The following is a 15,665-nucleotide window of genomic DNA, read 5'->3' as shown; positions in this document are numbered from 1 at the left end:
TATTTCATTCACTTAAATAATATGCACCTCGGTTTCCTTTTCTTAAAAGTTTAAAATGTATTCTATTATAACTGCTCCATTTTTTTTAATATCTCTCTCCTGCTCTTTAGTAATATTTAAATTCCACAATTTTTCTATATATTCCTCTCCTTTTTCAAAAATCACTATTTTATTAACAATTAGTCTTGTAATTTCATGGGTAATCCCTTTTATATAAAGATTATTTTTTATATTCTCTACAAAACTATTTATATCACCTATTTTAAAGTTTCTTTTTTTAGTATTTTCTACTTCTTTTCTTAGCACTAAGAGCTTTTTTTCTATTTGTTTGTTAACCCTTAAAAATAATTCTTCAGATATTTTTTTTTCCAATTTATCCTGATAAATTATTTCCTGCTGTCTTTTTTTACATTCAATTTGTTTTTTAATTATATCAATTGAAAAATCCCTGCTATTTAATTTGTTCCTCTTAGAGATTATATCTGCTATATCTTTATTGCTAAAAAAATTAATCAAATCTTTTAAAATAATTTCAGATAAATCTCTTTCACATATATGATGGCTGGTACACAAAGATTTCCCCTTTTTGCTGTAACAACTGCAAATGTACCCCATAGGCCTTTGATTTCGTTTTCTGGCATACATCAAACTTCCACAACCTCCACAGTATAACAAGCCTCTAAATGTATGCAACTTACCCTTGTGGGGACTTAATATTTCACTTCTTTTTTTTCGTATTTCCTGTATTTTTTCGTACTCCCCCCTTTCAATTATCCCTTCATGGGTATTTCCTGTCACAATCCAGCTGCTTTGAGGAAGTCTCCTTGTCTTTTTACTTTTAAAACTTATCTTTTCACTTACTCCCTGTACAGTGTCACCTGCATAAACGCTATTACAAATAATCCTTCTAACTGTTGTCGAATTCCATAAACCCTTTCTTGGTGATTCGTACCCTTCTTTGTTTAAAAAATCTGCTATGCTTCCATATCCATATCCCTCACCATAAAGATTATATATTTTTTTTACCACTTCTGCCTCTTCTCTTTTAATAAGCAGTTTATTTTTTTCAGTAACAGATTTTACATAACCATAGGGCGCTCTTCCAATGTATTCACCTTTTTCTATTTTAAATCTTAAAGTTGCTCTGATTTTTTTTGAAATATCTCTTATATACCGTTCGTTATACCATGTATCAATACCAACTGTATCGTTATCTTTTAAACTATCATATCTTCCATCAAAAGTCCTAACTCTAACTCCATGTTCTTCTAAAAAATCAAGGAATAAAAGTGTCTTAGCATTATTTCTACCTAAACGGGACAAATCTTTTATTACAAGTAAATTGATTCTGTTATTTAAAACATCTTCTCTTAATTCCTCTATACCCCTTCTTTCAAAACCCGCCCCGGACACATTATCATCTATATAAATTTTTTGTACTTCCCCTAATTCACTGTTTTTTATATAGTTTACAAGCAAGTCTTTTTGAGTCTCAATCGTTTCATAATTTTCTTCACCATCATCTCTGCTTTCTCTTACATAAATCCCCACTTTATAAAAGTACATTTAATAAACCTCACTCAATTAACAAATTTATTAATTTATTAATAATACTTTCTTGGTTTTTCTTTTTATTTATATTCTTTTTTATAATAATCTTGGATTTTAATTTCATAAAATATTGATTCCCACATTATATATTTCCAATTATTAATATATGTTTTAGGTTATCAATATAAAACCACTAAATTTTTTTAATAAGAAAATTTTTTAAGGATACATATATTTGTTATATATATTCTTAGTTTAAGGAATGGTTTTTTCTTTTTCTAGATTCAGGAATGTTCATTTCCATTCGATATTTTGCAACAGTTCTACGTGATATTTCCACACCTTCTTTGAAAAGCATTTCCATTATGTCATTATCGCTTAAGGGGAATTTTTTATTTTCTGAAATGATAATTTCCTTTATTCTCTCTTTTATATTTTCTCCTGACATTTTACTATCAGGAACCCTTGAGGGAAACAAATGCTTCATGTCAAAAACCCCCCAAGAACATTGAATATACTTTCCACTAATCGCTCTTGCTACAGTTGACTCATGAAGAGAAATTTCTCCAGCAACTTCTTCTATTGTAAGAGGTCTTATACTTTTCTTTCCCTTTTTAAAAAATTCATTTTGCCTGTCAACAATACATAAGGACAATTTTAATAATGTATTTTTTCTTTGCTCAATACATTTAATTAACCAATTAACTCTGTCAATTTTAGATTGTATAAATTTTTTTGCCTCTACATTTATATCTTCATACAATACACTTTTATAATAGCTGTTTATGTTGATATTAGGCACTGCATCTTCATTTACATATACTTCAAAATATTCATTGGTCTTTTTTACTACAACATCAGGAATAATGTATTTAAATTGTCCTCCCCCATAAAATTCCCTTCCAGGTTTTGGTTCTAAGGTTTTAATAAATCTATAAATTTCAATTATTTTCTCTCGCCTAAGACCTGTTTTTTTGACGATAGATGATATTTTGTTGTCCGCTAAATCGTCTAAATGGTTGTTTATAATATTTTCTATATTTTCATCCTCAATATCCATTTGATTTAACTGTATTATAAGGCATTCCTTTAAATTTCTAGCACATACACCTGACGGCTCAAAAGCCTGCAATACTTTTAACACCTTTTCAACTTTAACTATTGGAAAATTCATAAATGATGCAGCCTCTAAAAGAGTAATTGTCAGATATCCATTATCATCAACATTATCTATTAGGTATTCTGCTGCATCTATTTCACTTTCAGATAAAAGTACAGTGTTAAGCTGCATAAGCAAATGATCTTTTAACGATAAATTTAAAGTTGACCTTTCTGCTATATTATTGTCCATAAAGTCAATTATCTCATCATTTTTTTCAAAATACTCCTTAGTCTCCAAGGTCAAAGGACATACATGTTCTTGTGTATCAGGACAATCTGGACAAATATCTAAAGCAGGATTTGTCTCTATTTCATTTTGAATATACTCTGTAAGCTCCTGAGAATTCATTTTAAGTATTTCAAGAGCTTGCTTTAATTGAGGTGTAAGTATTACTTTTTGTGATTTAATAAGATCTAAATCAAAATAAAAATCCAATTTCCTTCTCCTCACTTTAGTTAAGTACTAATCTTTTCTACAACATTTACAGATAACTTGTTTATATCAATCTATAATAATTTTAAAATAAGTGCTATATTATTCTTTTTTCAGTAACAATCATGTCTAAAGGAACATCATGTTCTTCTATGGGTATATGGTAGCAAATCTGAAGCTCAAAGGCAATCCCTGTTTTATAACATTCTTTTCTAGTCTCTCTTAAAAAACTGTCATAACAACCGGCTCCATAACCTATTCTATTCCTATTTTCATCAAAAACAACCCCTGGAACTACAACCATATCTATTTCTTTTGCATCAATTCTTTGAGTTAATTCTTTTTTAGGCTCTAAAATACCATATTTACTCTTGCCAACTTGATTCTCAATATCTGTTACTTCATAAACTTCAAGCTTGCTTTTTTCTGACTTTAAATTTGCCAATGGTAAAAGAACTCTTTTGTTTTTCTCAAAGCATTTTTCTATTAAAAGCTTAGTTGAAACTTCCTTTGAGAAATTCATATAAACCATTATATTCTTACTCTCTAAAAACTGATTTAATGTTATAATTTTTTGTGTAATAGCTTTACTTTTTTTTAATACTTGCTCTTTTAAAAGCTTTTTTCTTAAATCCAATATCTTTTTTCTAATTTCTTTTTTGTCTTTCAAAATATCACCTTCAACAAAATTACTGATGCTAAAACTAAATTTGCTCTCTATACTGATCAATATTCGCATCATCAAATGTTCCCATATTTTTATAAGCACAAAAAGCACAGTCAATAATATTAAAAAAGAGTGCCGCTCCAGTACCTTCCCCAAGTCTCATATTTAAATCAAGCATTGGTTCAAGTTTTAATGCTTCCATCACTTTTTTATTCCCTGGCTCAACTGAAGCATGAGAAGGAATAATAAAATTTTTAACTTTTGGTTCTAATCTGACAGCTGCAAGTGCTGCTGTAGCAGATATAAACCCATCTATAACTATTGGAATACGATATGCTGAAGCACCAATAAAACACCCTATAAGACCAGCTAAATCAAACCCTCCTACTTTAGAGACAACATCTACAGCATCATTAGCGTCAGGCTTATTTAATTTAACAGCTTTTCGTACAACTTCTATTTTATTTTTAAACCCTTCATTAGATATCCCTGAACCACATCCTACCATATCTTCTGGCTTACTATTTGTGAGAACAACTGAAACAGCACTACTTGTTGTGGTATTTCCTATTCCCATCTCACCTGTTCCCAATAATTTTACACCTTTACTTTTCAAGTCCTTTACTATTAGAATTCCTGTCTCAATCGCCTTTATGGCTTCTTCTCTCGTCATAGCAGGACCTTTTGCTATATTCCATGTTCCCCTTCTTATCTTTCTGTCCACAACTCCTCTTGATTTAACATCTCCATCTACTCCTACATCTACTACAACTATATCTGCACCTGCAAATTTAGTAAAAACATTTATTCCTGTAAACCCTTTTAAAAAGTTTCTAGTCACTGTGGCTGTAACACTTTTAGGACAGGAACTAACTCCTTCCTCAACAACTCCATTATCCCCGCACATAATAACCACAGTTTTTTTATGCACATCTGGATAAATATCTTTACTTATACCAACAATTTGTTGCACTATTGCTTCAAGTTTCCCTAAGCTTCCTAGGGGTTTTGTCAGACTATCAAGCCTCTTTTTTGCTTCATCCATTAAGTCCCTATCTAAATCACCTATACATTCTATTGCCTTTTCAAAAACCATGCTTCTTTTCTCCCAAAATAAATTATCCACTATAGACCTAAATTATATTTCTTTCTTCTCTATAGATTACATCATATTTCAACATAATTATATTCTAAATTTTCTTATAAGGCAAATTTATGTACTCTCTTCATATAAACCTTCTTCTTTATAGTATAAGTATAATAATGCCTTAATAATATCATTGTAGTTTTCGTATGTTACAGAGTGTACGTCACATCTATCAACCTGTACACAAACCTTAATTTTATGCTGATCATTGTTGTCGATAACTGTACTTATCATTTCGATAGCTTCAAGTGGTTTTTTATAAATATAAATCCACTGTTCCACCCCTTCATCCATATCAAGTTCTCTTTGGTAAAACCTCTCTAAAAAGCATTTGATTTCTCCAGTCTTCCTTGATGATAAATTTACAGTAACATACATTTAATTACCTCCAGTTTTACTATTTTTATTAATTTTATAATGGCCTATCAATATTCTAAATTAGACAGTATCACTTAAAATCCTTTATGTAATTTTTTCTTTACAGAAGGTGTTTAAAGCACCTTTCTACTACTGCAGCCTGCATTTTTTATAGGGATATATTAAAGGTGAAAAATAATGTTTCTTCCATATTTTCATTCACTTAAATAAAATGCACCCTTTTTACAGAAAAATCTTTTTTAAAAATGTTTGTTTTTTTTAAAGGCTTTTTGAGAATAATACTTGTAAATCATCAATAGAAATGGAGGAAAATATTTAAAATGAAAAATAAAACATTTATAATCGCAGTAATAATATTTATAACTTTAAGTGGGTGTAATGTAAATCTTGAAAATAATGAAGATTCCCAAAATGAACAGTTAAGTGCTGAAAAAGACAAAAATGAGGTTCCTAAAGATTTAGAGAGCATTGAAGAAAGTATTGAAAAAATTTTTCTATCATTAAATGGACCAGCTTCAAATGTTGAAGAAACAGAAGATAATCAAGAGGAAAATAATCAAACTGACAATAGTACAGAAGATGATAATGAGGAAAATAATGATGAAGATAATAATCAGGATAGTAATCAGGATAATAATCAGGATAATAATGAAGATGAAGATGATGAAGATAATAATCAAGATGATGAAAATCAAGATACAAATAATGCCAAAGAAGATTCAGAAAAAGCACAAGATGAAGATGTTTGGGTAGAAATTGATAGCACAATAAATAAATTACACTATCAGTGGAATGGCTTTACATCTTCTGCTATGGAAATAAATGCATCAAAAGAACTTATTGATAATTTTAGTGTGGCACTAAATAGTCTTACAAATACAACTTTAAATAGAAATCAAGCTAATTCTTTAATTGCTGCAAGTAATCTTTATTCTCATGTTCCCGATCTTTATATGCTTTTTGATACACAGTATTCACCAGAAATAAAAAGACTACGCCATTATACCAGAAATGCAATCTTAAATGCTCTTGCAGAAAATTGGACTGATTCAAAAGAAGATTTAAAAAATCTTAAATCTTCCTGGTCTTTTTACAAAACTTCCATACAAAAAGACAGACCTGAAAGATCAAATAAGCTTGACTACTCCATACAAGAATTAGAAACGGTTATAAACGAAAAAAATAAATATCTTTCTAATATTAAAGGTAAAGTAGCTTTGAATAATATAGATGTGATAGAAAAAGAACAAAAAGAAGAAAATGATTAAAACAGCAAATATACCTGTTTGTGCTAAAGCATAAGGGCTTTAAGATATAATTTCTACTTGTATATTATAATTAAATAAATTATACATTCAAAAGATGTTTATTTGGTTAAAAGTTTGATATATAATAAAATTATTGATTTTTAAAAATACAAACTCAAAGAAAGGATTTTTTATATGAAAGTATTGGGGGTAATTGTAGAGTATAATCCTTTTCACAATGGTCATCTTTATCACATTGAACAGGCAAAAAAAATTACTGGTGCCGAATATGTAATCTGCATAATGAGTGGTAATTTTATACAAAGAGGAGAGCCTGCAATTATAAACAAATGGGCAAGGGCAAAAACAGCTTTGTTAAATGGTGTAGATTTAGTAATTGAGCTTCCTGTAACTTACGCCCTGTCTAGTGCTGAATATTTTGCACATGGGGCTGTGAAAATTTTAAATGATATTGGTATTGTAGATTACTTGTGCTTTGGAAGCGAATCAGGAGAAACAAAAACTCTTGATATCATTGCTAATATCCTCTATAATGAACCTGATTTATATAAATCAATATTAAAAAAAGAGCTTAAAAAAGGTCTATCCTACCCAGCATCAAGAGAAAATGCTTTGGCAAAATACCTTTATGCAAAAAAAGACCTTAATTTAAGCATTGATAAATTATTAAGCCAATCAAATAATATTCTTGGTATAGAGTATTTAAAAGCTTTAAAGCGTTTAAACAGCAATATAACACCTGTTACAATCAAAAGAATTAATAACAGCTATAATACAGAAGATATAACAGGAAGTATTTCAAGTGCTACAGCAATTAGAAAACATCTTTTAAAATCAATGAATTGCTCTGTCCAAAATGTTTTAGACATGGTTTTACCTAAGACCTCTTATAATATTGTTAATGAAGAAATAACAGCTGGCAGAGGTCCAATTTCCCCTTCTTGTTTTTATGACATTATTTCGGCACTAATAAGAAAGAGTACATCAGTACAACTTAAAGAAATTATGTATGTTTCTGAAGGATTAGAAAACAGAATCAAAAGTGCAACTAATACCACTGGCACATATAATGACCTATTGGAGAAAATATGCACAAAGAGATATACTGTTACAAGAATACAAAGAATCCTTATGAACATAATGCTAGGAATAACTTCAAAGGATATTACTATATTCAATTCATATAATGGCCCCCAATATGCTAGAGTGTTAGGATTTAATCAAAGAGGTAAATACCTGATGTCACTTATTAAAAAAAATTCTTCAATTCCAATGATTCTAAAAACTGCTAACTTTATAAACTCATGTAATCCTCTTTTGAGAAAAATGCTAGAATTAGAATCTATTTCTACAGACATATATGTACTGGGCTATAAGAATTCAGCGTATAGAAAGGCAAGCCAAGAGTTTACTCAAAATGTTATAATAATATAAGGTAAACTCTTTAGCTAAAGCAAAAAAATTGGAGATTCAGGTAGATATTCTACCTCCACCTAGAGATTTTTTATATTTCTAAAAGTCCCTCTCTAAACTTCATTTGATAATTCATACAAAACTCATCTTTTCCCATAAGGGCTTCTGTTGCAAAAATAGTTGACATAAGCTTTTTATCCATGGAATCCATTATAGCTGCATCCAACCCAGATATCATTGCAGCTACTAAAAACGACTGATTCATAAGCTTTCTAGCTGGAACTCCAAAAGAAATATTATTTATACCACATATCACTTTCACTTTTGGAAACTGAGCTTTTAATTTCTTAATAGCTTCAATTGCACAAACTCCATAATTAGTACCACTTCCAACTGGTCGAACTAATGGATCTAATAGTATATCATCTATTTTTACTCCTTCTTTTAAAAGACTATTAACTAATTTATCTGCAATAACTATTCTTTCATCAACCGTTTCAGGCATACCATTGTTGTCCATACAAAGTGCTATAACATATGCGTCATATTCTAAAACCAGTGGAAGTATTTTGTTGTATTTTTCTTTTTCTGCTGTTATAGAGTTTATAACAGGCTTACCATTCTTATTTGCCTTTAAAGCAGCCTCAATAGCTTCAGCGTTAGAAGAATCAATAGAAAAAGGTACATCTGTAACTTCCTGAACTACATCAACAAGCCACTTTAGCTTACTCACTTCATTTTCCTTAAAAACTCCTGTATTTATATCAATATATGAAGCTCCTGCCTCCTGCTGTTTTTTGGCAAGTTCCTGAATAATCTCTTTATTGTTCTTATCTAGTGCAGCTTTTATTGACTTTAAATCTGCATTTATTTTTTCACCTACAACAATCATTTTAACCCCTCCAAAATGCTGGATTGTATTTATTATTACACTTCCATAATTATAGGAAGAATCATTGGACGTCTTTTTGTCTTTTCATACAAATAATCTCTTAATGCATCTCTTATAATACTCTTTTTAGTAGCCCAATCATTTTTTTTCTTTTCAGAACATTTTTTTAATGCAATCCTTGAAACTTCACGAATTTCTTCCATAAGGTCCTCTGACTCTCTAACATATACAAAACCTCTGGAAATAACATCTGGACCTCCAACTACATTTCCACTACTACCTTCAATTGATACTACAACCACAATTAATCCATCTTGGGAAAGATGTTTTCTATCACGAAGAACGATATTTCCCACATCTCCAACTCCTAATCCATCCACTAGAACTCTTCCTGACGAAACATTTCCATTTAATCTTGCCCTGCCATCTGTAATTTCCAAAACTTTTCCTATATCCATTATAAAAATATTTTCCATAGGCATCCCTAAATTGTTGGCAAGATTTCCATGCTGTTTAAGATGTCTATACTCTCCATGTACAGGAAAAAAATATTTTGGCTTTATAAGACTGTGAATAAGCTTTAATTCTTCCTGACATGCATGTCCAGATACATGTATATCTGCTAATGCTTCATATATAACTTCTGCTCCTTTTTTAAATAAATCATTCACAACTTTTGAAACAAACTTTTCATTTCCAGGTATTGGAGTGGCTGAAATAATAACCTGATCTCCGGGTACAATTTCAACTTTTCTATGTTCACCTGCTGACATCCTTGACAATGCCGACATAGGCTCACCTTGGCTTCCAGTTGTGATAATAACTAATTTTTCTGGAGGGTACTTGTTAATATTGTCAATATCAATAATTACACCCTCTGGAACATTCATGTAACCAAGCTCCATAGATACATTTACTACATTAACCATACTTCTACCACAAATAGCAACTTTTCTTTTAAATTTAACAGCAGCATTTATAACTTGTTGTACTCTGTGAACATTAGATGCAAAAGTAGCTACCAATATTCTACGCTTACTATCCATAAATATTTCATCCAGCGTTTGTCCAACTGTCCTCTCTGACATTGTATATCCTTCTCGTTCCACGTTTGTACTGTCAGCCATAAGCAGTAAAACACCTTTTTTTCCTAGCTCAGCCAACCTTGCTAAATCGATAGGCTCTCCCTCTATAGGTGTGTAGTCAATTTTAAAATCTCCTGTATGAACAATTGTACCTATAGGAGTGAATATTGCAAGTGCAACAGCATCTGCAATACTATGACTTGACCTTATAAACTCTACCTTAAAGCATCCTAATTGAATAACATCTGACTGCTTAACAATTTTAAGCTTTACGCTGCTTAAAAGCTCATGCTCTGCAAGTTTTTGCTCAACTAGACCTAAAGTCAATTTAGTACCATAAACAGGCACGTTTATATCCTTGAGTACATAAGGCAGTGCCCCAATATGATCCTCGTGACCATGTGTTAAAACAATTCCTTTGATTCTATCTTTGTTTTTGGTCAAATAAGATACATCAGGTATTACCAAATCAATACCTAGCATATCATCCTCAGGAAATGCAATTCCACAGTCCACAATAATGATATCCTCCCCATATTCAAACACAGTGATGTTTTTTCCGATTTCACCTAAACCACCAAGGGGAATAATCTTTAGTTTTTTTCTTTTCTTTGCCACAACTAAACCTCCATTTACTATATATATGTATATCTTTTGTTTAAACGAGACTCCTTTAAAAAAGCCCAGTATATAATTCTAAAAATAATTGATAACTTTATTATTATAGCATATTTCTAGTGAATATAAACAATAATTTAGTACATCTTTAAAAATACTTTTATATATTTATGATAATATATATAAACGAGTTCACTAACCGATAGTTCTAACACTTCTTTATACCTTCTATACTATATTTCTAAAGTCATTTCTAGCGACATAAATGAAGATATTATAATTGATTTCCTAGAATTGTTGTGCTTATAATATATATTTTTAAAATTATAGATATTCTATAAAAAATAAGTACGCTACAGCACATTTAAATTTAGATGACAAAATTAATTAAAGACTATAAGATATTAAGAGGGTGCATGTCATTTATGGGAATGAAAATATGGAAGAAACATTGTTCTTCACATTAAATATATACATCCATATTAAGAAACTACCTTGACATATTAAAAGAGGATGGCAATTTGCCACCCTCTTTTTTTATTGTACTATGTTAATTAGTTTATTGAGCTTATTTCTAAAATATGTCTTGAAAGTAATGCATAGTCTGTAGTATCGATATTTCCATCTCCATTAATATCTGCCGCATCTACATCTGCACCTGGAACAGGTATATCAAGTATAAGTCTTGAAAGCATTGTTGCATCTGTTGAGTCAATTACTCCATCACCATTAATGTCTCCAAGCATAACATCATCATCAAGAGGAGGACCATCAACTGGACCAAACTCAGCAATTTCTGTTAAGTAACCAGTTACCCAAGCAAATGGAGCATTCCAGTTAATTGTAACCTCGTTTGTTGACCATGATTCAATATGATCCATGAAACACTTTTGTGGCGGATTTTCAGCTGGCTGCCATCCAGAACCTTTAACCCAAGGATCCTGTAATCCAGAGTTAGGACCACCTGATACCCATCCAGGAGGTGCCTTTGGATATGATGGATTGGACTGGTATGCAAACCATCTGTGGTGAGGATTTTCTAGTGGTACATCACCATAGCCTGTTACATAACACTGATTCATTGGGTTACGTCCCATGATATAGTCCATAGCTGTTGTCAATGCGTTATAATACTTTTCATCACCTGTTAAGTCATATGCATATGCAAATGTTATACCTTGGTTTAATACAAATGAATTTGATCCCCATGGATAACCAACTAAATCTGGATCGTCATAGAAAACTGGTCTTTGCTGGATTGTAATTCCGTATCCCTGCTCATCTTGGTAACCAATCCACACATCACATGCTGCTGCAATGTTATCTATTATTGTATCAATTTCATTTGATGACAATGCATCTGGCTGATTAAGAGCAAGTGATAATGTTCCAGCACCTTGTGTATTACCCCAGTCAAATGCACCTACAAGACCTAATTCTGCTTCTCCACCAGTCATCTCATCAGGCATCTCAAGGAAATGAGTTGAACCACTTATGTAGTCATAATATTCTGAATTACCCGTAGTTATTAACAACTCACATGCAGCCCAGTAGAAATCATCTTCTACATAATTGTCACCATAAGGTCCTCCACCCATAGTTGCAGTAAATGGTGCATATAAATCAGGATTTGCTAGTGCTGCATCCCATGCAGCCTCTGCTGCTTGTATAAGTTCGCTTGCAAATGAAGGATCATACTCTTCCCACAAACGTGAACCTTGTGCTGCTGCTGCTGCAAGATTTAGTGTAGCCGCTGTTGTCGGTGGCTTAACTACACGCTCCATATCTTCAGCATCACTTTCGTGAGGCCCTAAGCCTAAAGCTGTCCAACGCTCATCATGAGCCTTGTGATAAGCCATACCAGCTCTGCTTCCTGATTGTTTTTGCATTTTAAGCATGAATTCTAAGTTTATACGTGCTTCTTCAAGAATATCTGGTAAACCACTTCCACTTTCAGGAATATCTAGCATTCCATCACCATATAAGTCATCCATTCTTCCGTGTTCTAATGCACGCTCGTATTGGTTTTGCATTGTCCATGTGGACATACCACCATTAACAACATATTTACCATAGTCACCTGCATCATACCATCCACCTGTTACGTCAACAGTACCACTACCAGCTGGAATATTGGCATTAGCAAACTCAACTGGTGTAGCTATATCGTTAGTATGACCTGCTGGGCGAGCAAAACTTGGATCATGTGAATAAGTAGCTTCTATCGGCTGTGCCGCTCTGTTGTAGTAGAAGTACTTTAATGCATCATACATGATATCACTGTAGATATCATTGTCTATTCTAAATTCATAACTTCTCTCTCCACCAGCTTCTAAGTAATAAGTTCCTGTGTCTGTAAAGTCAGAAAAATCAATTAGTGAAACATTATCGCCAGAATCTGCATCTTGACCAAATGAAGTCACATTTCCATCTGCAACTGTGCTTCCACTAGTGTCTTTTAATTCCCATGTACTTGCAGAACCTATTAAAGTAGCTATTTTATCAGAATTAGGATAGTAACCAACCTGATTTACACGAATCTCTTTTCTAGGTGTTGGTTCTGGTGGTGGCGGTGGCTGATAGCCTTGCCCCTCTAAATACATATTGGTAAATCTTAATGTTGTACCTGATGGAACAGTAGCATTAGTGTACTGCGTACCAGTACCATCACCAATATGGAAAGCCCACTCAGCACTTTCATTATTAGCATTGGCTGTAAACTGAGCTTCATGAGTATACCACTGATTTGCCTGCAATTCATGTGGCATCCAGTCATTATTCCAGTACTCTTCATAATCTCCATCCATTTCACCTATTTTAGTGTAAATTCTACAGTTAGCATCAGCTTGTACTGTAAAAGACAATCTGTAATTCATACCTGATTCTATAGGGATATTTCTGTGTCTAAACTGAACACCCCACTGATCCACCCCTGAATCGATTACATGAATTACAAATTCATTATACGCAATTTCAAACTCTACCTCTGCCGGGAAATCCTCAGTAACGTGCCAAGGAAGCCCTACATCTCCTTCAAAGTCATTGTTGGTAATAATGTCTGTCCATGCAAAACCACCTACGCTTGTAGCTAATAGTGCAAAAACAAGGACACTTACCAATGTTAATTTTTTTAACATTCCTTTTTCCTCCTTTTAGAAATGAATTAATATATAAATTTACACAAATATACAAAAACCAAAAGAAATATACCTTACTCTCTGCTATTGTGCCTTGTAATATTTTTAAACACTAAAAACAGCAATCTTCACAATTTAATATTTGATGCTTACCTTGTTTTGAATAAACTCTTACATATCTACTATCAGTTATTTACAAAGATAGCAATAGCGTGTTTGGAAAAATAGATCTGACTATAAAAATACAAAAAGTGAATTGGATTTCAATTGTTAGATTTTTTTGTTCGAAGAAGTTGTATTGAAATACGAGAAAAAATAAAATACTGCATATTATCAAAATAAACACGACCAACAGGAGCTTGATATATTTACTTTTCAAGGTTCTTTTATATCTGGTAAATTTAATTCTCAATACTAATTATAAAACAATAATTTCAATGCAGGAAAAAGAAACATCTTCCCGACAAACACATACCCTAATGTTAAAATAAGATTTTTATATATATAATAACAATTTCATTTAATTTAATTTTACCTAATATAATTAAAAAGGTCAACTGTTATATAAGAAAAAATTATAATCAATTTAAATCTTTTTTTATAACCGATATATTCCAGTCCACTTCTTTACTTTCATTTATAATGTTTCTATATACTTCCATAGTTTTATCAGTAATGACTTTCCAATTATATATGGTATGAACTTTTTTTAATGCATTTTTTTTCATATTTTCTGCCTTTTCATCATTATGAAGTATTTCCAGTATGCTATCAGCAAGAGAGTTTGCATTACCCGTATAAGACTTCATTCCATCTACACCATGTTCCACTATCCCGCCTAAACCTCCAGTATCCGAAACAACAACTGGAACATTTGCCACCATCCCTTCTAAGGCAACTATTCCAAAAGGTTCATAGAGACTTGGAAAAACCGCAACATCGGCACATTTATAAATTTTCAAAAGTTCTTCATCACTTATGTATCCTGTAAAATACACTTTGTGAGATACCCCCATACAATCTGCCTTGGATTTTAAGTGCTCAAGCTGGGGACCTTTGCCAGCAACAACAAATCTAGCATCATTGTAGTGTTGCAAAACTTTAGGTACCGAATCAATCAAAACATGAACACCCTTTTCATTTACAATTCTTCCTACAAAAAATATAATCTTTTCATTATCCTTTGCATATTTTCTTCTAAAATCTATGTCTTTTTCATATCCATCAAATTTATCTAAGTCAACACCATTTGGTATTATATTTATTTTATCTCCAGGTACTTTAAAAACGTGCTTTACTTCTTCCTTCATATATTCGCTGTTTACTATAATTCTCCAAGACTCAAAAGCCATCCACCACTCAATATTATTTATATATCTTTGAGTGTCATCATGTATTCCCCAATTTCTCCCATGTTCAGTTGCATGAATGGTAGAAATAAGAGGCATTGAATAGGAATGTTTTAAAACCCTTGCTGCAAAGGCAACTATCCAGTCATGAGCATGAATAATATCAAACTTATCTGTTTCGTTTATAAGTTTTATGCCATGTTCTATTAAGGAAAAATTTAGTTGTAACACCCAATCAACAAAATTATTTGGTGTAACATCATATGAGTGAATTCTATGAATATATACTTCTCCGTCTTTTTCAAACTCCTTTGTTCCCATCTCCCAGCAAGTAATAACATGAACTTCATTGCCTCTTTTTCCTAATTTTTGAGCCAAGCCATGTACAACCCTTGATATACCTCCGACAATCCTGGGAGGATATTCCCATGATAGCATTAGAATTCGCATAATATTCTCCTCCAAATTCTGTCAAACCTCCCTGGTTTGTTATACAGATGTTTTTACGTTACAAAATCAATTATTATAATGATATCTTCATTTATATTATACTCAATATTTGTTTA

Annotated in this window: 11 protein-coding genes; 2 read left to right on the top strand and 9 right to left on the bottom strand. The window is 31.7% G+C overall.

Features of this window, described 5'->3' with window-relative positions; translation table 11 throughout:
• Positions 1 to 42: 42 nt before the first annotated feature.
• The 5 genes from RBH29_RS00990 to RBH29_RS00970 all read right to left on the bottom strand — a co-directional run bounded on the left by RBH29_RS00990 (position 43) and on the right by RBH29_RS00970 (position 5,337).
• The gene (locus RBH29_RS00990) at positions 43 to 1,566 is read right to left on the bottom strand and encodes a recombinase family protein (protein WP_306694474.1); all 1,524 of its coding nucleotides are present in this window, start codon (positions 1,564 to 1,566) and stop codon (positions 43 to 45) included.
• Positions 1,567 to 1,801: 235 nt separating this feature from the next.
• Positions 1,802 to 3,148 (bottom strand): RNA polymerase factor sigma-54, encoded by a 1,347-nt coding sequence (rpoN, locus tag RBH29_RS00985; protein WP_306694473.1) that lies wholly within the window; start codon positions 3,146 to 3,148, stop codon positions 1,802 to 1,804.
• Between the two features lie 94 nt (positions 3,149 to 3,242).
• Entirely contained in the window at positions 3,243 to 3,887 is a 645-nt protein-coding gene (locus RBH29_RS00980) for a 5-formyltetrahydrofolate cyclo-ligase (protein ID WP_306694471.1), read from the bottom strand.
• Positions 3,850 to 4,908 carry a nicotinate-nucleotide--dimethylbenzimidazole phosphoribosyltransferase gene (gene cobT / locus RBH29_RS00975; protein WP_306694470.1) on the bottom strand — a complete coding sequence of 353 codons (1,059 nt, stop codon included), beginning with the start codon at positions 4,906 to 4,908 and terminating at the stop codon, positions 3,850 to 3,852. The genes RBH29_RS00980 and cobT overlap by 38 nt, the downstream gene beginning before the upstream one ends.
• A gap of 117 nt (positions 4,909 to 5,025) precedes the next feature.
• Entirely contained in the window at positions 5,026 to 5,337 is a 312-nt protein-coding gene (locus RBH29_RS00970; RefSeq protein WP_306694469.1) for a hypothetical protein, read from the bottom strand.
• A gap of 320 nt (positions 5,338 to 5,657) precedes the next feature.
• Between RBH29_RS00970 and RBH29_RS00965 the strand changes: the two genes are divergently transcribed.
• On the top strand, positions 5,658 to 6,605 hold the full coding sequence (locus RBH29_RS00965) for a hypothetical protein (RefSeq protein ID WP_306694467.1): 948 nt from the start codon (positions 5,658 to 5,660) through the stop codon (positions 6,603 to 6,605).
• Positions 6,606 to 6,779: 174 nt separating this feature from the next.
• A complete protein-coding gene (locus tag RBH29_RS00960; RefSeq protein ID WP_306694466.1) occupies positions 6,780 to 8,039 on the top strand; it encodes a nucleotidyltransferase in 1,260 nt (419 codons plus the stop codon).
• Between the two features lie 70 nt (positions 8,040 to 8,109).
• On the opposite strand, the gene RBH29_RS00955 is transcribed toward RBH29_RS00960, so the two are convergent.
• The 4 genes from RBH29_RS00955 to RBH29_RS00940 form a co-directional block, all read right to left on the bottom strand.
• On the bottom strand, positions 8,110 to 8,910 hold the full coding sequence (locus tag RBH29_RS00955; RefSeq protein ID WP_306694465.1) for a dihydropteroate synthase: 801 nt from the start codon (positions 8,908 to 8,910) through the stop codon (positions 8,110 to 8,112).
• A gap of 35 nt (positions 8,911 to 8,945) precedes the next feature.
• Entirely contained in the window at positions 8,946 to 10,613 is a 1,668-nt protein-coding gene (locus tag RBH29_RS00950) for a ribonuclease J (RefSeq protein ID WP_306694464.1), read from the bottom strand.
• Positions 10,614 to 11,167: 554 nt separating this feature from the next.
• Positions 11,168 to 13,750, bottom strand: coding sequence for a glycoside hydrolase family 9 protein (locus RBH29_RS00945; protein WP_306694459.1), 2,583 nt, complete (start codon positions 13,748 to 13,750; stop codon positions 11,168 to 11,170).
• A gap of 581 nt (positions 13,751 to 14,331) precedes the next feature.
• The gene (locus RBH29_RS00940) at positions 14,332 to 15,549 is read right to left on the bottom strand and encodes a glycosyltransferase family 4 protein (protein ID WP_306694452.1); all 1,218 of its coding nucleotides are present in this window, start codon (positions 15,547 to 15,549) and stop codon (positions 14,332 to 14,334) included.
• Positions 15,550 to 15,665: the final 116 nt, after the last annotated feature.

It is taken from the genome of Herbivorax alkaliphila, assembly GCF_030848475.1.
In the GTDB taxonomy this organism is placed as follows: domain Bacteria; phylum Bacillota; class Clostridia; order Acetivibrionales; family Acetivibrionaceae; genus Herbivorax.
This window is presented reverse-complemented; position numbering and strand designations above follow the sequence as displayed.

Excerpts from the sequence above, each read along its gene's own strand:
- RBH29_RS00990 (WP_306694474.1), bottom strand. The coding sequence starts at position 1,566 with ATGTACTTTTATAAAGTGGGGATTTATGTAAGAGAAAGCAGAGATGAT.
- RBH29_RS00980 (WP_306694471.1), bottom strand. The coding sequence starts at position 3,887 with ATGATGCGAATATTGATCAGTATAGAGAGCAAATTTAGTTTTAGCATC.
- cobT (WP_306694470.1), bottom strand. The coding sequence starts at position 4,908 with ATGGTTTTTGAAAAGGCAATAGAATGTATAGGTGATTTAGATAGGGAC.
- RBH29_RS00970 (WP_306694469.1), bottom strand. The coding sequence starts at position 5,337 with ATGTATGTTACTGTAAATTTATCATCAAGGAAGACTGGAGAAATCAAA.
- RBH29_RS00965 (WP_306694467.1), top strand. The coding sequence starts at position 5,658 with ATGAAAAATAAAACATTTATAATCGCAGTAATAATATTTATAACTTTA.
- RBH29_RS00960 (WP_306694466.1), top strand. The coding sequence starts at position 6,780 with ATGAAAGTATTGGGGGTAATTGTAGAGTATAATCCTTTTCACAATGGT.
- RBH29_RS00955 (WP_306694465.1), bottom strand. The coding sequence starts at position 8,910 with ATGATTGTTGTAGGTGAAAAAATAAATGCAGATTTAAAGTCAATAAAA.
- RBH29_RS00945 (WP_306694459.1), bottom strand. The coding sequence starts at position 13,750 with ATGTTAAAAAAATTAACATTGGTAAGTGTCCTTGTTTTTGCACTATTA.
- RBH29_RS00940 (WP_306694452.1), bottom strand. The coding sequence starts at position 15,549 with ATGCGAATTCTAATGCTATCATGGGAATATCCTCCCAGGATTGTCGGA.